Annotated in this window: 27 protein-coding genes; 19 read left to right on the top strand and 8 right to left on the bottom strand. The window is 63.6% G+C overall.

Features of this window, described 5'->3' with window-relative positions; genetic code table 11:
• Positions 1-134 precede the first annotated feature (134 nt).
• On the bottom strand, positions 135-317 hold the full coding sequence (gene rpmF, locus NKI69_RS20640) for a 50S ribosomal protein L32 (RefSeq protein WP_008834724.1): 183 nt from the start codon (positions 315-317) through the stop codon (positions 135-137).
• A 140-nt stretch (positions 318-457) separates the two neighbouring features.
• A complete protein-coding gene (locus tag NKI69_RS20645) occupies positions 458-1,219 on the bottom strand; it encodes a transglycosylase domain-containing protein (protein WP_031213164.1) in 762 nt (253 codons plus the stop codon).
• Positions 1,220-1,297: 78 nt separating this feature from the next.
• Here NKI69_RS20645 and NKI69_RS20650 point away from each other — a divergent pair, with 78 nt between their 5' ends.
• The 3 genes from NKI69_RS20650 (at position 1,298) to NKI69_RS20660 (ending at position 5,634) form a co-directional block, all read left to right on the top strand.
• A complete protein-coding gene (locus NKI69_RS20650) occupies positions 1,298-2,215 on the top strand; it encodes a polyprenyl synthetase family protein (RefSeq protein ID WP_352442020.1) in 918 nt (305 codons plus the stop codon).
• 158 nt (positions 2,216-2,373) lie between these two features.
• Positions 2,374-3,180: a class I SAM-dependent methyltransferase gene (locus tag NKI69_RS20655; protein ID WP_352722447.1), complete on the top strand. Its 807-nt coding sequence runs from the start codon at positions 2,374-2,376 to the stop codon at positions 3,178-3,180.
• Positions 3,181-3,294: 114 nt separating this feature from the next.
• Positions 3,295-5,634 (top strand): response regulator, encoded by a 2,340-nt coding sequence (locus NKI69_RS20660; protein WP_352554511.1) that lies wholly within the window; start codon positions 3,295-3,297, stop codon positions 5,632-5,634.
• A 20-nt stretch (positions 5,635-5,654) separates the two neighbouring features.
• Here NKI69_RS20660 and NKI69_RS20665 read toward each other — a convergent pair whose 3' ends face one another.
• From NKI69_RS20665 to NKI69_RS20680, 4 genes are all read right to left on the bottom strand, one after another.
• Entirely contained in the window at positions 5,655-6,503 is an 849-nt protein-coding gene (locus NKI69_RS20665; RefSeq protein ID WP_352722448.1) for a Stf0 family sulfotransferase, read from the bottom strand.
• Between the two features lie 55 nt (positions 6,504-6,558).
• Complete coding sequence (locus NKI69_RS20670; protein WP_128305963.1) at positions 6,559-7,413, bottom strand: lytic transglycosylase domain-containing protein; 855 nt, start codon at positions 7,411-7,413, stop codon at positions 6,559-6,561.
• 5 nt (positions 7,414-7,418) lie between these two features.
• Positions 7,419-8,669: a flavodoxin-dependent (E)-4-hydroxy-3-methylbut-2-enyl-diphosphate synthase gene (gene ispG / locus NKI69_RS20675; protein ID WP_352554517.1), complete on the bottom strand. Its 1,251-nt coding sequence runs from the start codon at positions 8,667-8,669 to the stop codon at positions 7,419-7,421.
• A 334-nt stretch (positions 8,670-9,003) separates the two neighbouring features.
• Positions 9,004-9,183, bottom strand: coding sequence for a YdcH family protein (locus NKI69_RS20680; RefSeq protein ID WP_013529217.1), 180 nt, complete (start codon positions 9,181-9,183; stop codon positions 9,004-9,006).
• 239 nt (positions 9,184-9,422) lie between these two features.
• On the opposite strand from NKI69_RS20680, the gene NKI69_RS20685 reads away from it, so the two are divergent.
• Positions 9,423-9,626: a YdcH family protein gene (locus NKI69_RS20685; protein WP_013529216.1), complete on the top strand. Its 204-nt coding sequence runs from the start codon at positions 9,423-9,425 to the stop codon at positions 9,624-9,626.
• A gap of 21 nt (positions 9,627-9,647) precedes the next feature.
• Here NKI69_RS20685 and NKI69_RS20690 read toward each other — a convergent pair whose 3' ends face one another.
• Positions 9,648-10,436: an IclR family transcriptional regulator gene (locus tag NKI69_RS20690; RefSeq protein WP_352722449.1), complete on the bottom strand. Its 789-nt coding sequence runs from the start codon at positions 10,434-10,436 to the stop codon at positions 9,648-9,650.
• Positions 10,437-10,563: 127 nt separating this feature from the next.
• Between NKI69_RS20690 and NKI69_RS20695 the strand changes: the two genes are divergently transcribed.
• The 14 genes from NKI69_RS20695 (at position 10,564) to NKI69_RS20760 (ending at position 23,762) form a co-directional block, all read left to right on the top strand.
• Positions 10,564-11,445, top strand: a complete 882-nt coding sequence (locus NKI69_RS20695) for a transporter substrate-binding protein (protein WP_127319388.1) — start codon at positions 10,564-10,566, stop codon at positions 11,443-11,445.
• A 170-nt stretch (positions 11,446-11,615) separates the two neighbouring features.
• Complete coding sequence (locus NKI69_RS20700) at positions 11,616-12,281, top strand: amino acid ABC transporter permease (protein WP_023810937.1); 666 nt, start codon at positions 11,616-11,618, stop codon at positions 12,279-12,281.
• Between the two features lies 1 nt (position 12,282).
• Complete coding sequence (locus NKI69_RS20705) at positions 12,283-12,933, top strand: amino acid ABC transporter permease (RefSeq protein WP_023810936.1); 651 nt, start codon at positions 12,283-12,285, stop codon at positions 12,931-12,933.
• 2 nt (positions 12,934-12,935) lie between these two features.
• Complete coding sequence (locus tag NKI69_RS20710) at positions 12,936-13,730, top strand: amino acid ABC transporter ATP-binding protein (protein WP_023810935.1); 795 nt, start codon at positions 12,936-12,938, stop codon at positions 13,728-13,730.
• Positions 13,731-13,768: 38 nt separating this feature from the next.
• Positions 13,769-14,230 carry a RidA family protein gene (locus NKI69_RS20715; protein ID WP_128305969.1) on the top strand — a complete coding sequence of 154 codons (462 nt, stop codon included), beginning with the start codon at positions 13,769-13,771 and terminating at the stop codon, positions 14,228-14,230.
• A gap of 25 nt (positions 14,231-14,255) precedes the next feature.
• A complete protein-coding gene (locus NKI69_RS20720; RefSeq protein ID WP_128305970.1) occupies positions 14,256-15,461 on the top strand; it encodes an aminotransferase class V-fold PLP-dependent enzyme in 1,206 nt (401 codons plus the stop codon).
• A gap of 218 nt (positions 15,462-15,679) precedes the next feature.
• Positions 15,680-16,669: a TIM barrel protein gene (locus NKI69_RS20725; protein WP_352722450.1), complete on the top strand. Its 990-nt coding sequence runs from the start codon at positions 15,680-15,682 to the stop codon at positions 16,667-16,669.
• Between the two features lie 41 nt (positions 16,670-16,710).
• Positions 16,711-17,763, top strand: coding sequence for a sugar ABC transporter substrate-binding protein (locus NKI69_RS20730; RefSeq protein WP_352677376.1), 1,053 nt, complete (start codon positions 16,711-16,713; stop codon positions 17,761-17,763).
• A gap of 69 nt (positions 17,764-17,832) precedes the next feature.
• Positions 17,833-19,332, top strand: coding sequence for a sugar ABC transporter ATP-binding protein (locus NKI69_RS20735; protein ID WP_352722452.1), 1,500 nt, complete (start codon positions 17,833-17,835; stop codon positions 19,330-19,332).
• A gap of 23 nt (positions 19,333-19,355) precedes the next feature.
• Positions 19,356-20,324 carry an ABC transporter permease gene (locus NKI69_RS20740; RefSeq protein ID WP_128305974.1) on the top strand — a complete coding sequence of 323 codons (969 nt, stop codon included), beginning with the start codon at positions 19,356-19,358 and terminating at the stop codon, positions 20,322-20,324.
• Positions 20,321-21,196 (top strand): MurR/RpiR family transcriptional regulator, encoded by an 876-nt coding sequence (locus tag NKI69_RS20745; RefSeq protein ID WP_013529211.1) that lies wholly within the window; start codon positions 20,321-20,323, stop codon positions 21,194-21,196. Before NKI69_RS20740 ends, NKI69_RS20745 begins: the two co-directional genes overlap by 4 nt.
• Positions 21,193-22,086, top strand: coding sequence for a ribokinase (locus tag NKI69_RS20750; RefSeq protein ID WP_352722454.1), 894 nt, complete (start codon positions 21,193-21,195; stop codon positions 22,084-22,086). The genes NKI69_RS20745 and NKI69_RS20750 overlap by 4 nt, the downstream gene beginning before the upstream one ends.
• Before the next feature lie 102 nt (positions 22,087-22,188).
• Entirely contained in the window at positions 22,189-22,686 is a 498-nt protein-coding gene (gene purE, locus NKI69_RS20755) for a 5-(carboxyamino)imidazole ribonucleotide mutase (RefSeq protein ID WP_023810926.1), read from the top strand.
• On the top strand, positions 22,683-23,762 hold the full coding sequence (locus NKI69_RS20760) for a 5-(carboxyamino)imidazole ribonucleotide synthase (protein ID WP_352722455.1): 1,080 nt from the start codon (positions 22,683-22,685) through the stop codon (positions 23,760-23,762). Before purE ends, NKI69_RS20760 begins: the two co-directional genes overlap by 4 nt.
• Before the next feature lie 6 nt (positions 23,763-23,768).
• On the opposite strand, the gene NKI69_RS20765 is transcribed toward NKI69_RS20760, so the two are convergent.
• On the bottom strand, positions 23,769-24,191 hold the full coding sequence (locus NKI69_RS20765) for a lysozyme inhibitor LprI family protein (RefSeq protein ID WP_128306104.1): 423 nt from the start codon (positions 24,189-24,191) through the stop codon (positions 23,769-23,771).
• Positions 24,192-24,431: 240 nt separating this feature from the next.
• Between NKI69_RS20765 and ykgO the strand changes: the two genes are divergently transcribed.
• Positions 24,432-24,557 carry a type B 50S ribosomal protein L36 gene (gene ykgO / locus NKI69_RS20770; RefSeq protein ID WP_006327841.1) on the top strand — a complete coding sequence of 42 codons (126 nt, stop codon included), beginning with the start codon at positions 24,432-24,434 and terminating at the stop codon, positions 24,555-24,557.
• The last annotated feature ends 109 nt before the right edge of the window (positions 24,558-24,666 follow it).

The following is a 24,666-nucleotide window of genomic DNA, read 5'->3' on the forward strand; positions in this document are numbered from 1 at the left end:
CCATGTCAGCCGGTTGCCGGCCGAAGGATTTGCAACGCCGGCGGTGCACGCCTGCGCTGCCGGCCCGCCCAAACGCAAAAGGACCAGCCACCGGCCGGTCCTTTTGGAAATTCAAACCTTTGAAAAAGCTGGTCTCAGCTTTCCTTGGGGGTCAACACCTGGCGACCGCGATACATGCCGGTCTTCAGGTCGATATGGTGCGGACGGCGCATTTCGCCGGAATTCTTGTCCTCGACATAGGTCGGGGCCTTGAGGGCGTCGGCCGAGCGGCGCATGCCGCGCTTGGACGGAGAGGTTTTTCGTTTCGGAACGGCCATGGATATGCTCCACTACATGGTCAAAAGCCCCGCCCGCCCTCGTGAAAGGGCCATGTCGGGGCCTAAATCTGAGAAAGTCGGGTGCCTATACACGCCCTGTGCCGTTTTGGCCAGCACTGGCGCGAATTTTTTTGGATCGGCTAGCGGAGACAACCGACATAGGCGCCGGAGCGGCCGGCGCGCCGCTCGATCAGATTGGCGAGCCGCCTCAAGCCAGGCCCGGGTTTGGCCGGATTGCGGGCAATCGGATTTGGCAAGGAGACCGCAAGCAAGGCGGCCTGCCGTCGCGACAGCTGTTTTGCCGAAACGCCGAAATGGTGCTGTGCCGCAGCCTCGATGCCGTAGATGCCCGGCCCCCACTCGGCGATGTTGAGGTAGATTTCCATAATGCGCCGTTTCGACATCACCGCATCGAAATAGACGGCCAGCGGCAATTCGACCACCTTGCGCACCGAGCCCAGCGGCCGCGACCAGAGAAACAGGTTCTTGACCGTCTGCATGGTGATGGTCGAGGCGCCGCGCGTCGCTTCGCCGGCCAGCGCGTCGTCGACGACGCCCCTCAGCTCGCCGAGATCGACGCCACGATGAAAGCAGAACTGCCCGTCCTCCGACATGATGACGGAATTGGCCAGCACCGGCGACACGTCGTCGATCGACACCCAGCGGCGATCGTAACCGGAGAACGTCGCCAGGTCCTTCAGCATCAGCGTCGAGACAGGATGCACGAAGAATGGCAGATACAGAAACGTCAGCACGACCGGAATCAAAGCCAGCACCGCGGCCACGACGATGCCGCGCCGGACCCAGCGCTTGAGACCACGGCGGTTTACGCCCCGCGATCTCGTCGCCATGTCCAGTCTTTCGGTTTCATGATCGACGATCGGTTCCGCCAAGCCGCCCAACCCGTGCTTCTCCCTGCCCCGGCATAATGGCGCTTGGCTTCTTGCGCAACGTCTGAGTGTCGGCTACCGGTCCGGGCCATGACGAATGACGACCAAATGGCGTTCGAAATGGCGCTGATCAGACGGGCAGCTGCCGTCGAGGTGCTGCTACGGCGGCTGCTCGACGACCGTGCGCTTTCGGGCGAGATCGCGCGGCCTGAGCGTTTGATGGCGGCGATGCGGCACGGCGTGCTGAACGGCGGCAAGCGCCTGCGCCCTTTCCTGGTCATGGAAAGTGCCGCCCTTTTTTCCGCCGATGGCGAGGCAGCACTGCGCGTCGCCGCAGCCCTTGAATGCGTGCATTGCTATTCGCTGATACACGACGATCTGCCAGCCATGGACGACGACGATCTGCGCCGTGGCCAGCCGACCGTGCACAGAGCCTTCGACGAGGCGACCGCTATCCTGGCCGGCGACGCCTTGCTGACGCTGGCCTTCGACATCATTGCTGGCGAGGCGACCGCTCTGCCGGCGGAACGGCGGGTAGCCCTGGTGCTGGCGCTTGCCCGTGCGGCCGGAGCCGGTGGCATGGTCGGCGGCCAGAAGCTCGACCTCGAAGCCGAACAGGCGCCGCCGGACGAGACCGGCATCATCCGGCTGCAGGCGATGAAGACCGGCGCGCTGATCCGTTTCGCTTGCGAGGCAGGCGCACTCATTGCCGGTGCACCAGCCGATGACCGCGAGCGGCTGGCCGAATTCGGCTCGGCGATCGGTCTTGCCTTCCAGCTTGCCGACGACCTGCTCGATTTGACCGCCGATGCCAGCCAGATGGGCAAGGCGACCGGCAAGGACGCCGCCGCCGGCAAGGCGACGCTGGTGGCCTTGCATGGTGCGAATTGGGCACGCGGCCAGCTTCACGGCCTCGTCGAACAGGCCCATGCACTGCTTGAGCCCTATGGCGACGATGCCCAATTGCTGAAGGAAGCGGCGACGTTCGTGGCGGCGCGTAACAGCTGAGCTTGTGCCAGCCGGAACATCGAGCTGATCGACGCACGCACGTCCCCGCCGGCCGGTTCTGAAATAGAGCTTGAGCGGAAGCCTGCCGAGGCAGAGGATCGACATCGCTTTGCCACCGCACGGCAAGCACGCGGTGCGGATAGAGTTGGAGGGATGCCATGTCGACCACCGACAAGCTGTTCACCGGTTCCATTCCCGAAGTCTACGACCGGGCGATGGTGCCGCTGATCTTCGAGCCCTATGCGCAGGATCTGGCGGAGAGAGTGTCGAAGCTCGGGCCGCAATCGGTGCTCGAAGTGGCGGCGGGCACCGGTGTGGTGACGCGTGCGCTGGCAGCAAGATTGCCGGCGCAAACACGCATCGTGGCCACCGACCTTAACCAGCCGATGCTCGACCACGCGCGCACGCGGATGTCGGACGATCCTCGTATCATCTGGCAGCAGGCCGACGCCCAGGCACTGCCCTTCGAGGACGCCCGGTTCGACGCCGTGGTCTGCCAATTTGGCGCGATGTTCTTCCCCGATCGGGTGGGCGCCTACGGGCAAGCGCGGCGGATGATGCGGCCGGGCGGGCATTTCCTGTTCAACGTCTGGGGCGCCATCGAAGACAACGAGTTCGCCGAGGAAGTGACGCGGGCACTCGGCCATTTCTTTCCGACCGATCCGCCTCGCTTCATGGCGAGGACGCCGCATGGCTATCACGATGCGGACGCCATCCGCGCCGACCTGCATGCCGCCGGCTTCCGTGACATCACCATAGAGCCGCTGGATGCCGTCAGCGCCGCTTCCTCGCCATATGAGGCGGCCGCGGCCTATTGCCAGGGCACGCCCCTGCGGGCTGAGATCGAGGCGCGCGGCGGCTCGCTGGAGGAGACGACGCGATACGTGGCAAATGCCCTTGGGAAACGGTTCGGGGAAGGCTCGGTGAGTGGCCGCATCCGCGCCCTCGTCGTGGAAGCGGCCTAGGCGTGGTGTCCATCCGGCGGCTCGCATGGCCTGCCAACCCGCACGAACGAAATTTTAATGTAAATGAAGCGTAATCCCGGCCATTAAAATGGTGCGTATGTGTTGGGGTTGCGCATGCCTGAATATTCGTCCTTCATCCGGTCGGTCCGGATCCGCTATATTTCAGGTTTGCTGATCTTCGCGCTGGCTTCCGCCGGCATCGTGATTGCGCTTGACCGCGTCAATTCCTTTCGCCGCGACATCGATGCGCTGAGCAGCAATCTCGTCATCTTCACCCGCGACCTGCGCAACGCGACCAGCTTTGCCGAGACGACCGGGACAGCCTGGCGGGCGGAGACACGCGATGCCCTGACCACATCGGCGCGCGGCCATTCGGAGCGTCTGACCGGCGAGATCGAGACGCTGACCGCCCAGCTTGCGGCGATCAAGCCGCGGCTGTCGATCAAGACCGTCAACGAACTCCAGTCCGCTTCCGTCAACGGCGATCTGTTCTGGTCGCCGCGCGACATGGTGCGCAATTTTAACCTGATGTCGGTGGCGCAGAAGGTCGACGAGTGGAGCTATCGCGAAATCCGCAACCAGAACGACCTGTTTGCCCAGCCTATGCTGGTTCGCGTCCGCACCGCCATGGATGATGAGCGCCACCTGGCCGATGCCTCAAGCGACAGACTGCTGCTGTGGGCGAGCGGCATCCTGTTCGCGGCACTTGCCATCGTCGCCTTCTGGATCTTCCGCCCGATGGAAGTGGCAATCCGCCGCGCCTTTGCCGAATCCGCCGAATCCCTGTTCAAGGCCGAGGCCGCCGACCGCGCCAAATCGGAATTCCTGGCCAATATGAGCCACGAAATCCGCACGCCGATGAACGGCGTGCTCGGCATGGCCGAACTGCTGGCCAAGACCGATCTGACCCCGCGCCAGAAGACCTTCACGGACGTCATCGTCAAATCCGGCAACGCGTTGCTCACCATCATCAACGACATCCTCGATTTCTCCAAGATCAATGCCGGCCAGCTCACCCTCGACCCTGCTCCCTTTCGCCTTTCCGAGGCGGTCGAGGATGTGGCGACGCTGGTCTCGGCGCGCGTCGCCGAAAAGAACCTCGAACTGATCGTGCGTGTCGACCCGCGCCTGCCGGCCCATGTCGTCGGTGACGCCGGCCGGTTCCGGCAGATCATCACCAACCTGCTCGGCAATGCCGTGAAATTCACCGAGAAGGGTCATGTGCTGATCGATGTCGGCGGCGAAATCGTCAACGACGTGGTCCAGCTCAAGGTCCGCGTCGAAGACACCGGCATCGGCATACCGGCCGAGAAACTGCAGAATGTATTCGAGAAATTCGCGCAGGTGGACGGCTCGTCCACCCGCCGTCATGAGGGCACGGGGCTGGGCCTCGCCATCGCCGCCCGCCTCGTCGACCTGATGGCAGGCAAGATCGGTGTCGAGAGCGAGATCGGCCGCGGCTCGGTGTTCTGGTTCGCGGTGCCGCTGCCCGCGCACCAGGCGGCGGCGCGCGACGAGATCGTGCCGGTCGACGTCACCGGCGCGCGCGTGCTGGTCATCGACGACAATCCGGTCAACCGCGAAATCCTGCTCGAGCAGCTCAGAAGCTGGAGCTTCGATTGTGCCGCCGCCGAAAGCGGCGCGGTGGGGCTTGCCTTCCTCGACCGCGCCTTTCAATTGGGCGCCGCCGTCGACTGCATCATCCTCGACTACCAAATGCCGGGCATGAACGGCGCCGATGTCGCCAGAGCCATTGCGTCCGACAGCCGGCTGTCCTCCATCCCGGTGGTGTTGCTGACCTCGGTCGACCAGGTCGATTTCGGCAAGATGATCATCGACTTCGGCATATCAGCACACCTGACCAAGCCGGCGCGCTCCGCGGTGCTGCTCGGCACCGTCATCTCGGTGATCCAGAAGGCCCGCTCGCAGGTCGGCAAGGCGCGATTCGTCCGCGAACCGATCGTGCAGGCTCCCCCGGCGGCGCCGCCCGCCTTCACCGTCATCCGCGGCCCGGCAATGCCGGTCGCGGCAGCGCCGGAATCGACAACCGCGCCGAACGGACCGATCGACATCCTCATTGCCGAGGACAATGACGTGAACCAACTGGTGTTCGGCCAGATCCTCAACGGGTTGGGCTTGAGCTACCGCATCGCCGGCAATGGCCGCACGGCGGTCGAGATGTACCGGGCGCTGCGCCCCAAGCTGATCCTGATGGATGTCTCGATGCCCGAAATGAACGGCTATGAGGCGACCCGCGCCATCCGGGCGATGGAGGTCTCGACGGGCGCCCACATCCCGATCATCGGCGTCACCGCGCACGCGCTGAAGGGTGATCGCGACAAGTGCATCGAATCAGGCATGGACGACTATCTGCCGAAGCCCGTTTCGCCCGACCGCCTCGGCACCAAGATCGGCACCTGGCTCAGCGAAACGGTCGTGGCCAAGACCGCCTAGACTGCATCCATGAGGATGCGTCAGACGGCTGCTGCCTCCAGACGATAGCGGCGCATCCAGTCGAGGCTTGTCGCGTCAGCAAGCTTTGCAACGCCGGGGCTTATATCCTCCTCGTCCGGCGCTCGGACCCTCAGGGCTTCGCAGATGCCTAGCAATGTCGCGGCCGGATTGCCTGAAAGGCGCTCATAGCCGACGCGCAGCGGGGATATGCCTTGCTCTGCGAACCAAATGTTCCAGGCCGCGTCATAGGTCTCGAGTTCCGCGACCTCTCGTTTGATCCGCTCGAAATCATATTGAGGCTCTTTCGGCGGCGCGACCCTTTCGATCTCGGTGCCGTCGGGAGCGATATGCCAAAGACCGGTCTGCTCTGCCTTGATCAGGGAGACAGCCTGCGCGAGCTTGTCCTCCCGCAAGAGGTGTATGTAGAGAACATTGCCGAATGCTCTTCCGAACCGCGCTCTGTCCGACTGCAGTTTCGGGAAAATCCGGTCGAGGATCGTCGAAAGCTCATCCAGATTTTCGCGCATCAAGCGAAGGCCGAAGAGGCCGGTCCCACCCTTGCCCGCAGCGATCGCCGCGTTGAGATAGGCGACATTGAAGTCGAGCTCACTCATCGTGCCGCGATCCGGCAGCTTCCACTCTTCAGCCCACTCCAGCACATCCTGCCGCCGATAGAATGAGTGCGGATCGCCAGTCGTCTTCGTGGATGCCAGAAGCTTGCACAGCAGCGTGCTTCCGGTCCTCGGCGTGCCGCAGATTATGTACCCATCGAACATGTTGTGTCCATGCTGCTCGTCAAAGGCAGGGGCTGTCGCCTTGGAGAAGATGGCCGCCGCTATAGCTGAAATCTTTGCTGGATGCGACGTCACGGCTGTCGCTCTTAAATGCCTCTCTCAGACAAACACCATGCCGGCAGCGGCCAAATTACCGGTTGCGCACCACCACGCACGCCCCACCGACGCTTTGCAATTTCTGGCAAATAACGTTGGCATCGGCGCGGCGGTCGACACCGATCCTGACCGCGTAGATGCCGCGCCGGCCGATCGGCGTGCGCACCCGGCTGACCACCGGATCATGCCCGTTGAGCAGGGCCGGGAACCGGCTCCTTATCCTGAGCCACTGGTTGATCGCGGCGCTGCGGCGAAAATTGCCGGCCACCTGGATGCCCCATGGCTTTATGTTGATCGAAGCCATGGCCACCGTCCGCGACATGATCACCGGCAGTTTTCGGCAAGCGACGGCAAAATCCGTCTTTGCGTCGAGCGGCTCGACTTTTCCGGCATAGGCCCGGTCCGTGAACTTGTCGGCTGGTTCGCCCATGATGTCTAAGACATAGCTTTCGGTCTCCATCGGCAGGAACCCCCCGGAGCTGAGCCAGCGCGACACCCGGCTCTCGCCGGCATTGTAGGCGGCGGCGGCCAGGCCGAGATTGCCGTAGCCGGTTTTCATTTCGGCGAGATATCTAGCCGAAGCCGGAATCGCCTGGTTGATGTCGAAGGAATTGGCAAGCCCGCGCATCTTGGCGGTGCCCGGCATGAACTGGGCAATGCCTTCGGCACCGACCGGACTGACGGCGTTGGGATCGAAACGGCTTTCCTTCCAGATCAGCCGGGCGAAGAAATCCCTGGACAGGCCGTTCTGGTCGGCATGCGCCTGGATCAGATTGCAGACTTTGTCGATCAGCCGCTGCTTGGCGGATTGCGGCGGATCGGCCAGCACAAGGGTCGACCAGGTCAGCCCGTACAGCAGGATCAGCGCTGCCCAAAGGAAACGCTGCATCGGTTCTACTCGGCCGCGGCCTTGCCGCGACCGAACCGTTGCTCGATATAGTCGGCGACCATTTTCTCGAAATCCGCGGCGATCGACGGCCCGCGCAGCGTCGCCGCCTTTTTGCCGTCGACGAAGACAGGCGCCGTCGGCATTTCGCCCGTGCCGGGCAGCGAAATGCCGATATCGGCATGCTTGGACTCGCCAGGGCCGTTGACGATGCAACCCATCACCGCGACCTTGAGGTTCTCGACGCCGGGGTATTTGTCGCGCCACACGGGCATGTTCTTCCTGAGATCGGCCTGGATGTTCTGGGCGAGTTCCTGGAACACGGTGGAGGTGGTGCGGCCGCAACCGGGGCAAGCGGCAACAATCGGCACGAACTGCCTGAACCCCATGGTCTGCAGCAATTCCTGCGACACCTGCACCTCGCGCGTGCGGTCGCCGTTCGGCTCCGGTGTCAGCGAGATGCGGATGGTGTCGCCGATGCCTTGCTGGAGCAGGATGCCCATGGCGGCCGACGAAGCGACGATGCCCTTCGAGCCCATGCCGGCTTCGGTCAGGCCGAGATGCAGCGCATGATTGGAGCGGGTGGCGAGTTCGGTATAGACGGCGATCAGGTCCTGCACGCCGCTGACCTTGGCCGACAGGATGATTTTTTCGCGGCCAAGGCCGATCTCTTCCGCCATCTCGGCCGACAGGATCGCCGACTGCACGATCGCCTCGCGCATCACCTCCTGCGCCGTCAGCGGAAAACCCTTGTCCTGGTTGTCGTCCATCAGCCGGGTCAAAAGCTCCTGGTCGAGCGAGCCCCAGTTGACACCGATGCGCACCGGCTTGTCGTGCCTGATCGCCATCTCGACGATATCGGCGAACTGCCGGTCCTTCTTGTCCTTGAAGCCGACATTGCCGGGGTTGATGCGATATTTGGCCAGCGCGTCGGCGCAGGCCGGGTGATCGGCCAAAAGCTTGTGGCCGATATAGTGGAAATCGCCGACCAGCGGCACGTTGATGCCGAGCCGCTGAAGCCGCTCATGAATGCGCGGCACGGCGGCGGCGCTCTCGTCGCGATCGACGGTGATGCGCACGATCTCGGAGCCGGCCCGGTGGAGGGCTGCGACCTGCGCAACCGTCTGGTCGATATCGGCCGTGTCGGTGTTGGTCATCGATTGGACGACGACAGGCGCGCCGCCGCCGACGACCACGCCGCCGACATCGACGCCGACCGACGTGCGGCGGGGGAAAGGAGAGGAAAAATATCCGGTCATGCCGGCAGCCTTTTGTCTCTGGGGCATCTTGTGTCCTGCATGGACGCACAACGACGCCCCGGGCCGATGCGCTGAGGTCCGGGCATGAGGTGGAGGAGCAAAGATGGCTTGTCAATGGCGACAGGTCGCCACTGGCCGGAATCGCCCGCCGCCGGCGACCAGAAACAATCGATGATCTGGCGAAACGGGCGACGGCCGAAGCGGAGATTGAGCCGGGTGCAAGTCCAGCTTCGGCTGACAGACCGGTGCTGGAAAATCAAAACCCTCCACGCCGGCGGCGGGGTGCCGCCGGGAAAAGAGGCCGCGGATATGGGGCGGCTATGTCAGGAGGGCATCAATGCGTGGTCGGTTTGCCTCTTAGTTTTTCAATCTCGTCCTTGAGTGCCAGCTTGCGTCGCTTGAGATTCACGATTTCGAGGTCGTCTACCGATGGATGATTCATCGCGTCATCGATTTCACGTTCGATGTCGCCGTGTTTCCGCTGCAACTCATCAAGATGGGATGCAAGAGACATGATTGGTTCTCCCTTTCATGGTTTTCCTCGATTGCAACCGTCACGGCGCGTCCACCGCAGGTTCGCTTCTGTGACGGCACAATGACACTGTGCCACCATCCGGCCGCGATGTCGAATGATCCGTGGTAGCATTCCACGACACCTTGAAATGTGATATGGGCTGCACGCCGGTGACAAAACACCCGGTCCCGCCCAATCAGGCCCAGTTTTGGGCGCCGCAGACGTGCAGACGGTAGAGAATGTCCGATCAGGAACAGGCCGATATTCGCCTAGAATTTTCCCGCCTGAAGCAGGAACACGCCGATTTCGATGCGGCCATCAACGCGATGATCGCCATGGCCTGCGATCCGCTGCAGATTCAGCGCATGAAGAAGAAGAAGCTGTTCCTGAAGGACCGGCTGATGGCGCTGGAAGACAAGATCATTCCCGACATCATTGCGTGAGTTGGCGTTCGCTCGCTCGCGCTACACGGCGATCGAAAGCTTCGCGGCACGATCACGCAGCAGGCCGATAAGTTCGCCGGTCCGCCCCTCGGATGTATCGATGGGGACCACCAGGCACATCGTCGCCTCGACCTTGCCCGGCGCTGAAAACACCGGCGCGGCAAGGCACTTGGTATAGGCATCGACAAGGCCTGAAGTGACGCAATGGCCGGTGATCCGCGCTTTTGCGATGTCGGCGACGAAATCGTCGAGCCGCAGTTTGCGCCCGTCGGGCAGCACGAGATCGTCGTTTGACACCATGTCTTCGATCTCAGCCTTCTCCAGCCCCGCCAGAAGCAGCCGCCCCGAGGCTGTCCAGGGCAGCGGTATCTGCAAGCCGGTGGCGGAACTGATGCGGAACGGCCTGGTGCCGGGACTCGCATGGACGATCGTATAGCGGCCGCTCTGCAGCATGCACAGTTCGGAAGTCTCGCCGGTCTCGCGCGACAGATTGTCGACCTCCTGGCGCCCCCGCCTCAACAGGTCGTTGCCCCGCACATAGTCCATTCCGTAGAGATAAAGCTTCTTGCCGAAATAGACGCGATTGTCGTCGCCTTGCATTTCCAGCAGTCCCGCATCGACCAGCGACCGCACAAGCGTATAGGTCGTCGAGCGGGGCGCGTTCACGCCCTTGGCAAGGTCGCCAATGCCGATCGCGCGCTGGGTCGTGTGAAGAAACTCCAGAATCTCGAGCACCCGGTTGAGCCCCTTTTCTCGGGAGCCCGAAATCTTCTCGCCGGCTGAAAGTGCCGAGGCATTGCCATCTTGCATTGTTGATTCCCGGTGTTAGTATCTGTCCTGTACAGGATACACGCGTCTCTTGTAAGAGACAATCGCTTCGACGTCACTGACGCGTGTATTGCCTGTGCAAGGGGAACACAAACGAAAGGAGGTCGCCGTGAACGACACATCCGGAAGACGTGATTTTCTGAAATTGGGAATGGCGGGACTGGCCACGGCCGGCGTCGTGGGTGCGGCGGTAACCGTCGATGCCCAAAAGGCCGCTGCCCAGGCAGCACCCGACAGCCTGCTGCGCACCGTGCTCGATCGCGGCAAGCTGATCGTCGGCACCGGCAGCACCAATGCGCCGTGGCACTTCGAGAACGATGCCGGCGAACTCGTCGGCATGGACATCACCATGGGGCGCATCCTTGCCAAGGGCCTTTTCGACGATCCGACCAAGGTCGAGTTCGTGATGCAGGATCCGGCACAGCGCATCCCCAACGTCACCACCAACAAGGTCGACATCACCATCCAGTTCATGACGATGAGCGCCCAGCGCTCGCAGCTGGTCAATTTTTCCCGGCCTTACTACGTCGAGGGCGTCGCCCTGCTGAGCCTTCCGACCGCCGAGAACAAGACCTTCGACAAGCTGCTTGCCGGCGGCTCGGCGACACGCGTCTCCATCCTGCAGAATGTCGATGCCGAGGCGCAGGTGCATTCGGTGCTGCCCGAGTGCCAGGTCATGCAGATCGATACCCAGGCCAACGTGCTGCAGGCACTGGAATCGAAACGCGTCGACGCCGCTGCCGTCGATCTGTCCACGGTGCGCTGGCTCGCCTCGCGCAATCCGGACAGATATTTCGACGCCGGCAAGAGCTGGCTGAGCATGCTTTATGGCGCGGCACTCCGGCAAGGCGACCTTGACTGGCTGACCTTCGTCAACGCGACCTTCACCATCGCCATGTTCGGCCACGAAAACGCACTCTACGATGCCGCCTTCAAGGACTATTTCGGACAGGAGCCGCCGGCGCGCCATCCCGGCTTCCCAGCCATCTGACCTGCCGGGCGGAAGGGCGTATCCAGCGCCCTTCCACCTCCCTAGAGCAATTCCAGGAAAAGTGTGAAACGGTTTTCCGTCCGGAATTGCGTCAAAACAAGGAGTTAGAGCGGGTCGCCGTTTCCGTGAAACGGTGAACTGCTCTAAGCCTGCGGCACTGAGGCGGACGCATGGGCTATGCCCTTAATTTCAACCTGATCTGGCGGCACTTCGACAAGCTGTGGGGCGGACTGCTGCTCAGTCTCGAGCTCGCCGTCATATCGATCGCCATCGGCACCGTCATCGGCCTGGTTTTGGCGGTCTGGTACGTGTCTGCCGGACGCATCGTACGCACCATCATCGCCGCCTACGTCGAATTCATCCGCAACGTGCCACTGATCCTGCTCGTCTACCTCGTCTTCTACGGCTTGCCGACAGTGGTCGACATCGCCTACAGCGCGCCGACCTCGTTCGTCGTCACGCTGTCGCTCTATAGCGGCGCCTATCTGGTCGAGGTGTTTCGCTCCGGGCTCGAAGCCGTTCCGCGCGGACAGCTGGACGCCGGCAAGGCAATCGGCCTGACGCCCTGGCAAAGGCTGCTCAACGTGCGCCTGCCGACCATGCTGCGCATCACCTTGCCGGCATTGTCCAACACCTTCATATCGCTGTTCAAGGACACCTCCGTCGCCTCGGTCATTTCGGTGCCGGAACTGACCTATGGCGCCCAGTGGATCAACTTCAACACCTTCCGCATCGTCGAGGTCTATCTCGTGGTCACGGCGATGTATCTGGTGACCGGCTACATCTTGCTTTTTGCGCTTCGGCTTGTCGAGCGCCGGTTCAGGGCGGCGCGCTGACATGCTCACCCAGATCGCCTATGCCTTGCCTTTCCTCGCCCAGGGCTTTGCGCTGACACTGTGGGTATCCCTGCTGGTCGTGGTGTTTTCGCTGATTGCCGGCGTGATCATGGGCGTCGGTCTGGTCTATGGCCCGGTGCCGTTGCAATGGGCCGTGCGCATCTTCAGCGACACCATCCGCGGCATCCCGATCCTGGTGCTCATCTTCTTTGTCTATTACGGACTGCCGGCCGTCGGGCTTCATCTGCCGTCGTTCTGGGCCGCCGTGCTGGCGCTGACCCTGTTCAAGACAGCCCAGGTCGTCGAATATTTCAGAGGTGCTGTCGGCTCCATTCCGAAAGGGCAGTCCGAGGCGGCGATGGCGATCGGACTCACCTTTCGCCAGCGGCTCGCCTACGTCATTTTCCCACAGGCGTTCAGGCGCTTCCTGCCGCCCTGGATCAACGGCGTCACCGATGCGGTCAAGGGCAGCGCGCTGGTATCGCTGCTCGGCATCACCGACCTGATGCAGGCCATCAACCAGGTCATCGGCCGCACCTACGAGGCCATGCCGCTCTATATTCTCGGCGCGCTCATCTACTTCGCGGTCAACTATGCCCTTTCGCTCGCCAGCCGGCGGCTCGAGCGGCGTTTCTCCTTCATCCGGGAATAGCAATGTCCACAAGTCCGAAAAACACCCCGGCCCTTCTCGACGTCCTGGACGTTTCCAAAGCCTTTGGGACCGTCCAGGTCCTGCGTTCGGTCAGCCTGCAGGTGGCGAAGGGGGAGGTGGTGACGGTCATCGGCCCCTCCGGCAGCGGCAAAACCACGCTGCTGCGTTGCGTCAACTTTCTCGAAAGCTATGACAGTGGTTCGATTCGCATCGACGGCAAGGAGGTCGGCTTTCGCGAAGCCGGAACCCGCCAGCGTCGCAGCGAACGCGATCTCGCCGCGATGCGCGCCGAGACCGGCATGGTGTTCCAGAGCTTCAACCTCTTTCCGCACCTGACAGCCGCCGGCAACATCATGCTTGGCCTCACCAAGGTGCGCGGCAAGAGCAACGCCGAAGCGCGCACCATCGCCGAACACTGGCTCGGCCGGGTCGGTCTAGCCCACAAGGCCGACAGCCTGCCCGCCGAACTGTCCGGCGGCCAGCAGCAGCGCGTCGGCATTGCCCGCGCAGTGGCCATGGGGCCGAAGATCCTGCTTCTCGACGAGATAACCTCAGCGCTCGACCCGGAACTGGTCGGCGAGGTGCTTGAGGTCGTGCGCAGCCTGGCCGAGGACGGCATGACGATGGTGATGGTCACGCACGAAATGGCCTTTGCCCGAGATGCCTCGAGCCGCATCATCTTCATGGCCGATGGCGGCGTCAGCGCGGCGGGTCCACCCGCCGAAATCCTGGCAGCCGACACCGACAATGAGCGCCTGCGCACCTTCCTGGCACGCTTCCGCGCCTCGCATTTCTAGAACGGGACAGCGAACGCTGTCCTAAGGAGCCTTCTTTCATGACGCCTTATATCCGGCTCGCCGCGTTGGGCCTGACGCTGCCCGAGCCGCCGACCCCGATCGCCAACTTCGTCACCCATGCCGAAAGCGGCCGGCTGATCTTCCTGTCCGGCCAGGGACCGCTGCGCACCGATGGCAAACTGTTCACCGGCAAGGTAGGAGACGATGTCACCGTCGAGCAGGCTTATGGCCATGCCCGCCTCACCGGCCTCAATCTGCTTGCCGTCATGCACGCAGCCACCGGCGACCTTGGCCGGATCGTGCGCGTCGTCAAGCTGCTCGGCTTCGTCAACGCCATACCGACCTTCAGCGACCACCCGAAAGTGGTCAATGGCTGTTCCGACCTGTTTGCCGATGTGTTCGACAATATCGGCGGCCATGCCCGCTCGGCGATCGGCGTCGGCTCCTTGCCTGGAAACATCACCGTTGAAATCGAGGCGGTTGTCGAGATCGCCGCCTGACCTTTAGAAGAATGGAATCCGAGAGATGAAAACCACTTCCACAGACGGCTCCAACACCACCATCCGCGAACGGCTCGGCCTTCGCCCGATCATCAATGTCTCCGGCACGATGACCGCGCTCGGCGCGTCGATCATTGTCCCCGAAGCGATCAGCGCCATGGCGGAAATGGCCTCGCAATGGGTGGAAATGGATGACCTGCAACGCGCCGCAAGCACGATCGTCGCGCGCCTGACCGGCGGCGAAACCGGTTTCATCACTGCCTGCTGCGCCAGCGGCATCACCATGGCGATCGCCGGTGCGATGACGGGGACCAATCTGCTCGCCATCGAGCGGCTGCCTGATAACACGGAAGGTCTCAAGTCGGAGGTCATCGTCCAGCTCGGCCACATCGTCAACTATGGTGCGCCGATCGACCAGTCGGTCCGGCTGGCGGGCGCCAGGGTCGTGCCGGCCGGCACGGTCAGCGTGACGCAGGACTATCATGTGCGCGACGCGATCAACGACCGCACGGCGGCGGGCCTCTATGTCGTTGCGCACCACACCGTGCAGTATGGCATGCTGTCGCTGGAGGAATTCTGCGAGATCTGCCACGCCAGGGGTGTCCCGGTGATCGTGGATGCGGCTTCAGAGTATGATCTGCGCGACTTCCTCGCGCGCGGCGCCGACATTGTCATCTACAGCGGCCACAAATTCCTGAGCGGGCCGACCAGCGGCATCGTCACCGGCCGCAAGGATCTGGTTCGCGCCGCTTATCTGCAGAACCGCGGCGTCGCCCGCGCCATGAAGGTCGGCAAGGAAAGCATCGCCGGCACCATGGCCGCACTGGAAGCCTGGGAAAAGCGCGACCATGCCGGCATCCGCCGCCGCGAAGACGCCGCGCTCAACCTGTGGAAGGACACGTTGCACGGGCTGCCGGGCGTCATCGCGCAGATCATCCCGGATCCGACCGCCAACCCTCTGGATCGGCTTCAGATTTTTGTACTGCCCGAAAGCCGGTTCACGGCGGCCGGTCTCACCTCGGCATTGGCGACGGGCTCGCCGCCGATTATCGTGCGCAACCACGAGGTGGAGCGCGGCCATTTCTTCCTCGACCCCTGCAATCTTCATCCCGGCGAGGCCGAGATCGTCGCCGAACGGCTGCGCGCCATATTGACCGCCAAGGACCGCCCGGCCGATGCGATGAAAGTCGCCCGCAAGGATTCGTCCGGCGTCTTACGCTGGCCAGATTGAACACCCGGCGAATCGCTACCTGAAATGCGTCGGCCGTAACCGGCACGCGCCATCATGCGCCTCCTGCCCTGACGGGCTCTCCAGGGCACCGGCCAGGAAACTGCCGGCTCCCTCTGCGCGCCTTGGCGGTTCCAGCTTGGCGGCTGCTTCACAACTTTTCAACAATAACTTTACAAATATCTATATTTATGTGAAGTTATGACGATGAAGGATCGCTCATGACAGCCAACCGTTTCGCCACGCGCCTGAATTCCTTTGCCTCGCGACCGCAGGCCGAGTGGCCCGATCTTACCGGCAAGCCGTCGCTGCTGCAGATGGCGGCGCGCGCCGCCAAGGTCGAGGGGCTTACCGATCTCGACCTCAACTTTCCTGACCACGTCGGTGAAAAGCCCACGGAAATCACCCTGAAACTGGGCGATCTCGGGCTTTCCATCAATGGCTTTGCCATGCGCTACTACTCCAACCCCGCCTTCAAGCTCGGCGCCTTCACCAATCCGGATCCGGCGGTGCGCCGCGAGGCCATCGACCTGACCAAGGCCGGCATCGATGCCGTGCGTGAGGCCGGCGCCAGCCTGATGACGCTGTGGCTCGGCCAAGATGGCTTCGACTACGCCTTCCAGGCCGACTATTCAACGCTTTGGCAACACGAAATTGATGGGATTCTTGAAGTTGCGACACATGATCCCGACTGTCAGATCAGCCTTGAATACAAACCGAACGAACCACGCTCTTACAGCCTGATGCCGGATGCGGCGACGACCTTGCTGGCGATCCGCGATGTGGGCCTGCCCAATCTCGGCGTCACGCTCGATTTCGCTCATGTGCTCTACGCCGACGAACAGCCGGCCTTTGCCGCGGCCCTGGTGGCGCGTCACAGCAAGCTGCTCGGCGTGCACCTGAACGACGGCTACGCCAAGCGCGACGACGGCCTGATGGTCGGCGCGGTGCACACGCTGCAGACCATCGAGCTGCTCAGGCAGATTCGCCGCGACGGTTACGCCGGCGCCATCTATTTCGACACGTTCCCCGATATGACCGGGCTCGATCCGGTGCGCGAGTGCGAAGTCAACATCGCCACCGTCAAGCGCATGCTGCGCGTCGTCGACCGGCTGGAGCAGGACAATCGCCTGTCCGCCGCCATGGACAGCCAGGACGCAGTGACGTCGCAGGCCATCATCCAGGAAATCATGCTCGGGCCGGATAGCTGAGGCATCCGCGCCATCACCGTTTTCAACCAGGGAGGAATACAATGAAACTTCTGCTTGCCACCGCTACCGCCGCACTGATGGCGCTCTCGATCGGCTCTGCCTTTGCCGCCGACCTCGCGCCGCTCAATTCCGACACGGAAAAGGACCGCATCGACTGGTCGCAGGTCGAGGCTAAATTCGGCGCGTTCCCCAAGCTGCCCGAAGGCACCAAGGCAGGCGCGGTCTCCAAGACGCTGACCAATGAATACTGGCGCTCGCTGGGCGAGGGCTACACGGCATTCGGCGCCAAGGTCGGCGTTCCCGTCGTCTATCAGGCAGCGCAGAGCGAGGGCGACCAGCTCGGCCAGCTCACCATCGCCGAAGGCCTGGTGACGCAGGGCTACAACGTGCTGCTCGTCTCGCCGCAGACGGATGCCAATCTGCAGCCGATCATGGAGCAGGCCAAGGCCGCCAACGTGCCGGTGGTCAACGTCAATGACGCCGTCATCCCGCAGGCCGAGCATTATGTCGGCAATGTCCAACGCGACAATGGCGTGCGCGTCGCCAAATGGTTCATCAAGAATCGTCCGAATGGCGGCAAGGTCGCCATCGTCGAAGGTCAGGCTGGCGTCTATGCCGCCGTGCAGCGCACCGACGGCTTCAAGTCGACCATCACCGAGGGGGGCAATTTCGAGGTTGTCGCCAGCGTTCCCGGCAACTGGGACCGCCAAGCCTCCTATGACGCGGCCACCAACATCCTACAGCAGCACCCCGACCTGATCGGCTTCTATGCCAACAATGACGGCATGGCGCTGGGCATCGTCGAGGCTGTCAAGGCCGCCGGCCTGCAGGACAAGGTTGCGGTCTTCGGCACCGACGGCATTTCCGACGCCTATGCCTCGATCCGCGCCGGCGAACTGACCGGCACGGTCGACAGTTTCCCGGTGCTGACTGGCGAAGTGGCGTTGGAAACAGCTCTGCGTCTCGTCGCGGGACAGAAGCTGCCGCGCGTTGTCGCCACGCCGCAGGCGCTGATCACCAAGGACAATGCCGACCGCTATTCCGGCACCGGCGCGCGCAAGGCCCTGCTCGAGGACGCGGCAGCGGGCCAATAAGGCTAATCGGCGGGTGCCGGCCAGAGCAATTCGCTGCCGGCCGGCACTCTTGCCCGGAGATAGAACCCGATGTCACCCCGGCTGCAATTCAAGGGCATTTCCAAGCTGTTTCCGGCCGTACGGGCGCTCCACGAGGTGTCACTCTCGGTCGGGGCCGGTGAAATCCACGGCCTGCTCGGCGAAAACGGCGCCGGCAAGTCGACGCTGCTGCGCGTCCTGTCTGGCGTCTACAGGCCGACAGCGGGAAGCATCCTCATCGACGGCAAGCCGGTTACACTCGCCAACCCGGTCGCCGCACGCGCTGCGGGCGTCGCCATGATCCATCAGGAATTGCAGCAGGTACCGCGCCTCAGCGTCGCCCAGAACATGTTCCTCGGCCATCCGCTGACGCGCGGCGGTATCTTCGTCGCCCGGCGCGAGCAAGAGCGCCGTGCTGCGGATGCTCTTGCGGCCATTGATCCCTCCATCGATCCGGCGGCACCCCTTGGTACCCTGAAGGTGGCGCAGCGGCAGATCGTCGAGATCGCTCGCGCGCTGCTCGATCGCGCCCGCATCGTCGCCATGGACGAGCCGACATCGAGCCTGACGCCGAGCGAATTCGAACGGCTCGCCGAAGTCATTACAGGTTTGGCGCGCGATGGCGTCGCCGTCGTCTATGTCTCGCACAAGCTGGATGAGGTGTTCGGCATCTGCCGGCGCGCCACCATCATGCGCGATGGCGTCGTCGTCGATTCCGTCGATCTGAAAGACCTGTCGGAGAAAGCGGTCGTGGCGATGATGGTCGGCCGCGAACTGGCGCGGGAACACCATAATTCCCATGCCACGAACAAGGTCATGCTGAGCGCGCGTGGCCTCTCTTCGGCGACGAAGGTGCGCAACGTGTCGTTCAATCTGCATTGCGGCGAGGTGCTGGGCATTGCCGGCCTGGTCGGTTCCGGCCGCACTGAACTTTTGCGGCTCTTGGCCGGCGCCGATCGCGCCACGGCCGGGACGATTGCAATCGACGGCAAGGCGGCGCGCTTCGCCAGCCCGCGCGATGCGATTGCCGCCGGCGTCGGACTGGTGCCGGAGGAGCGCAAACGCGAAGGCATCGTGCCGCTGCGCTCGATCACCTGCAATATGGCGCTCGCCTCGATGGCCGTGTTCGCGCCGCGCGGTCTCATCGATCACGCCAGGTTGAAACACGTGGCCGTCGAGAAGATGAGCCGTGTCAACCTGCGGCCGTTTCTGCTCGACCGGCCGATTCGCCTGTTCAGCGGCGGCAACCAGCAGAAGGCGATCATCAGCCGCTGGCTGGCGGCGGGAACCCGCATCCTCTTGTTCGACGAACCGACGCGCGGCATCGATGTCGGCGCCAAGGCGGAGATCTATCATCTGATCGAGGAACTCGCCGCCGAGGGCCATGCCGTGATCGTCGTCTCCTCCGAGCTCCCCGAAGTGATCCGGCTTGCCGACCGCGTGCTGGTCATGCGCGACGGCACGATCGCGGCCGAACTCCACAGAGACGATATCAGCGAACAGGCGATCGCGGCGCACGCCATCCCGCAAACGCAAACGCCGGCCGCGTAACAGGCAAGGCAGAGGTGACGGATATGTCGGATACCACTCTGGTGCGGCCACGCGCCGAATTCCTGCGCGGCGTTTCCATGCGCGACGCCGGCACGCTGATCGGCCTTGTCGTGATCCTGGCAGTATTCGGCGCGCTGGTGCCTGGCTTCTTCGCCGAGCGCAACCTGATCAACATCCTGCAGCAGTCGAGCATCAATGCCTGTCTGGCGCTGGGCATGACGCTGGTCATCATCTCCGGTGGCATCGACCTGTCGGTCGGGCCGACGGCGGCACTCTCGGCCGTCATCTCGGCCTCTATGATGGTCGCCGGCGTGCCGTTTCCGCTGGCCATCGCCGCCGGCTTCGCCATTGGCCTTGCCTGCGGCCTCGTCAACGGCGTGCTCGTCGCGTATGTCGGGCTGCAGCCCTTCATCGTCACATTGGGGACGCTCAGCACCTACCGGGCGCTGGCACTGATCTACACCGGCGGCAATCCGGTTCTGGGCCTGCCCGCGGGGTTCCGCGCCATCTTCAACGGATCGCTGTTTGGACTGCCTCTGGCGGTCGTCATCGTCGCCTGCGTGGCTGTCGTCGCCTGGGTCGTTTTGAAGAAGACGCCCTTCGGCGAATATCTGCTTGCCGTCGGCGGCAACGAGGAGGCGGCCTACATCGCCGGCGTGCCGATTGCCCGCACCAAGATCGCCGCCTACATGATCTCGGGCCTGCTGGCGGCGCTTGCCGCGCAGATCCTGATCGGCCGGCTCGGCGCCGCCGAGCCCATCCTCGGCAATCTCTGGGAACTCGACGCCATCGCGGCTGCCGCCATCGGCGGCGCCTCGCTGATGGGCGGCAAGGGCAGCATCGTCGGAACCATCCTGGGCGCTATCATCCTCGGCGCCATGCGCAACGGTTTGACGCTGATGAACGTCCAGTCCTTCTATCAGCTTCTGGCAACTGGTCTTATAATCCTCGCCGCGATGCTTATCGATCGCGTGACGAGGGGGCGTGGATGACCTTGAGCGGGCTGGACCTGAAAGCGGTAGGACCGCGCATCCGCATGATGATGCCGCATCTCACCCCGTTGGAGGCGAAGGTGGTGGAAACCGTCTTCGGCCGGCGCGGCTTCGATGAGAGCATTCCGCTGAAGCAGATCGCCGAAGAGTCCGGCGTGTCCGAGGCGATGGTGGTCAAGATCGCCAAGAAGCTCGGCTTTTCCGGCTATCGCGACTTCCGCACCGCCGTCTATGAATACAGTCGCCTGCCGACCGCCGAGATGCACCAGGAACTGTCGTCCGACGACAGTTCGGCCGAGATCGTGCAGAAGGTGTTCCGCACCTCCATCCAGGCGCTGGAGGAAACGCTGGCAATCCTCGACATCGAGGATTTCGACCGCGCCGCCGAGCTGCTCTTCCGTGCCAAGAACCGGGATTTCTATGGCGTCGGCGGCTCGGCGCAGATCGCCCGCGATGTCTCGCACAAGTTTCTGCGCATCGGCATCCGCGCATCGGTCTATGACGATTCGCATATGATGCTGATGTCGGCCTCGCTGCTCGGCGGCGACGACATCGCCGTCGGCTTCTCGCATTCGGGCAACACGTCGGCCGTCATCGACGCCATCCAGCTGGCCCGCAAGAACGGTGCCCGCACGCTGGCCATCACCAATTACGACAACTCGCCGCTGGCTGCGGTCGCCGACATCGTGCTTTGCTCGACCGCGCAGGGTTCGCCGCTGATGGGCGAAAATGCGGCGGCCCGCATTGCCCAGCTCAACATCCTCGACGCGCTGTTCGTGGCGGTGGCGCAGCGCGATTATCAGGCGGCGGAGCGCAACCTCGGCCGCACCATGTCGGCGGTGACATCGAAACGAAAAGACCGGGGCTCATGACGACAACGCCGCTGGTCACCGTGTTCGGCAGCTTGCACTACGACATCATGGTCGACGCGCCCGACCGCCCACGCAAGGGCGAGACGGTGACCGGCCATGCCTGGCACCCGAAATGCGGCGGCAAGGGCGGCAACCAGGCTGTTTCGGCGGCGCGGGCCGGCGTGCGCGCGGCGATGATCGGCGCCGTCGGCGACGATGATTTCGGGTGGGCGTTGCTGGCCAATCTCGATCGCGCGGTGGTCGACCACCGCTTCGTGCGGGTGGCCGCTGGCGCCAGCTCCGGCATGAGCGTGGCGATCTTCGACGCGGGCGGCGACTATGGCGCGGTGATCGTCTCAGGCAGCAATCTGACACTGGGCCATGCCGACATTGCCTCTGCTTCCGATGTGATGGCCCAAACGGCAGTGCTTTTGTTACAGAACGAAGTGCCGGAAGCCGGCAACATTGCCGCCGCACGCGCCGTCAAAGCACGGGGCGGCCGCGTCGTGCTCAACGCGGCCCCCGCGCGCAAACTCTCCGACGAGTTGATCGCCCTGGTCGACATATTGGTGGTCAACGCAATCGAGGCGGAATTCCTGGCTGGCACAGCAGTGGTCGAGACGCTGGACGGGGCCGCGCAAGCCGCACGGCTGCTGGCCGATCTTTATCCGGTGGCAATTGTCACGGCGGGCGGCGAGGGCGTCGCCTGTTGCGATCGGAGCGGCGAGGCCTTTGCTCTGTCCGCCATCCCGGTCAAGGTCGCCAGCACGCATGGCGCCGGCGATGAATTCGTTGGCGCGCTGGCCGCGGGGCTTGCCCGAGGAGAGACCATGCACGCGGCGGTCACCGCTGCCAACGCGGCTTCGGCGTTGCTGGTCTCGACACCAGAGGCCGAGCGCGACGGCATCTGACCGGCTGGTTTCCGTCTTGCCGGACCGAAGCGGCGGCCGCCTATCCTTGCGGCTTGGCTCGAATTCCGCTAAGGCGCGCCTTTGTCTCCGGGGAACACGGACTTGGACGATCAACGCGCCGACGTCGCCATCATCATGGGCAGCCAGTCCGACTGGGCGACGATGCGCCACGCCGCAGAAACGCTGGAGGCACTGGGCATCCCGCACAAGCGGCTGATCATCTCCGCGCATCGCACACCGGACCGGCTCTATGATTTCGCCAAAGGCGCCAAGGCGGCCGGTTACAAGGTGATCATCGCCGGCGCCGGCGGTGCGGCGCACCTGCCCGGCATGACGGCGGCGATGACGCCGCTGCCGGTGTTCGGCGTGCCGGTGGAATCGAAGGCGCTGTCCGGGCAGGATTCGCTGCTGTCCATTGTCCAGATGCCGGCCGGCATTCCGGTGGGAACGCTAGCCATCGGCAAGGCCGGCGCCGCCAACGCAGCCCTTCTGGCCGCTGCCGTGCTGGCGCTGAACGATGACAGCCTTGCCGTCCGTCTCGATGCCTGGCGCGCCGCGCAGACCGCCAAGGTCGCTGCCGAACCGACGGATACGCCGTGAGCCTGCCCGCCGGATCGACGATCGGCATCATTGGCGGCGGCCAGCTCGGCCGCATGCTGGCGATATCAGCCGCCCGCCTCGGCTACCGCACCGTGGTGCTGGAGCCGCAAGCGGACTGCCCCGCCGCGCAGGTCGCCAACCGTCAGATAACAGCCGCCTATGACGACAAGGCTGCCCTTGCCGAACTGGCAGCGTCGAGTTCCGTCGTCACCTACGAGTTCGAGAACGTTCCGGTCGGGGCGGCCAGCGCGCTGGCCGCCAAGGTTCCGGTCTATCCGCCGGCGCGCGCGCTGGAAGTGGCGCAGGACCGGGTGAGCGAAAAGACATTCCTCAACGGCATCGGCATCGCCACCGCGAATTTCCACGCCGTCGACAATGATGACCAACTGACGACGGCGCTGAAGGCGTTCGACGGCAGCGGCATCCTGAAGACGCGCCGCATGGGCTATGACGGCAAGGGCCAGCGCGTCTTCCGCAACATGGAAACCGGCGGGTTTGCCGGCACCTGCGAGGCGATGGGCAATGTGCCGCTGATTCTGGAGTCCTTCGTGCCGTTCGAGCGCGAGATCTCGGTGATCGCGGCGCGCGGGCTGGACGGCGCGGTCGTCGCCTACGATCCGGCCGAGAATATCCACCGCAACGGCATTCTCCATACGTCAACCTTACCGGCCCGCGTAAGGCTCGAAACGGCGCAAGCCGCACGAACGGCGGCATCGAAGGTCCTGTCGGCGCTGGACTATGTCGGCGTCATCGGTGTCGAGTTCTTCGTACTGGCGGACGGCTCGCTGCTGGCCAACGAGATCGCGCCGCGCGTGCACAATTCCGGCCATTGGACGGAAGCCGCCTGTATCGTTTCGCAGTTCGAGCAGCATATCCGCGCCATCGCCGGCCTGCCGCTCGGCAGCCCGGACCGCCACTCCGACTGCGTGATGGAGAACCTGATCGGCGACGATGTGCTGCGCATCCCTGAGCTTCTCGCCGAGCCCGATCTGATGCTGCATCTCTACGGCAAGGCCGAAGCGCGGCCCGGCCGCAAGATGGGCCATTTCACTCGGATCAGCCGTCGCGCCTCATAAGGTTGCCTACTGCACGTCGTCGCTCTCGTCCTCGCCTGGATTGGCGCAACTCACATCGGCTTCCTCGCAATTGGCCGCGGCAGCGAGCTGCTTGACGCGATCATTGGTCAATCTGGTCAGGCATTGCGAGACTTCCATCGCATGGATCGATCCGCCGTCGCTGGCGGCAGTGGAATGCGCGCACTCGGCATCGCGAAAAGCGATCCAGGCGCGTTGCGCCACCTGCAGCAATCTCTTGCCGCCGGCATCATCCGAGCTGGTGAGGTTTTGATAGGCCTTGTTGAGCCTAGCGTCGGCGGCCTGATAGTCTTCGCCGGCACAGATCTTCATCATCTGCTGGCTATCGTCGCTGCGGTCGCATTCCTGCGCGCGCGCAACCGAAGCTGCCGCCAGCAGGACAAGGCAGGCGGACAGGAACATTCGGCGCATGGTTCTCTCCAAATCACTTCACGGCGACCGCATCATCCCAGCCGGCCCGGGGCCGCGCAATGCGCCAGGCCGATATGGCGGATAATTGATGACAGGGATGATTCACAGCCGCAATGGAGCACGCTTGCGGTTGACAGGGACAAGGCTCCTCGTTTATGAGCCACCCACAGTTCAAAGGCGCGTCTTCTGGCGCGCCTTAAAATTTCGACCCGGACCGGGTCCACACCGACAGGCAAGACCATGAAGATCAAGAATTCGCTCAAGGCGCTGAAGGCGCGTCACCGCGACAACCAGCTGGTTCGCCGCAAGGGCCGCGTCTACATCATCAATAAGACCGCCCCGCGCTACAAGGCACGCCAGGGCTGAGCTTTCGGGCAGGAGGCTGTTGCCTCCGCCCATTTGATGCTTGTTGCCGCCTGCCGGCCTTTCACACCAAATTCAGTTTGACGTTCCGCCGCCCGGGACTAGAGTCCGG

Origin of the sequence: Mesorhizobium sp. M0491, from assembly GCF_040321265.1 — a bacterium.
Taxonomy (GTDB): Bacteria; Pseudomonadota; Alphaproteobacteria; order Rhizobiales; family Rhizobiaceae; genus Mesorhizobium.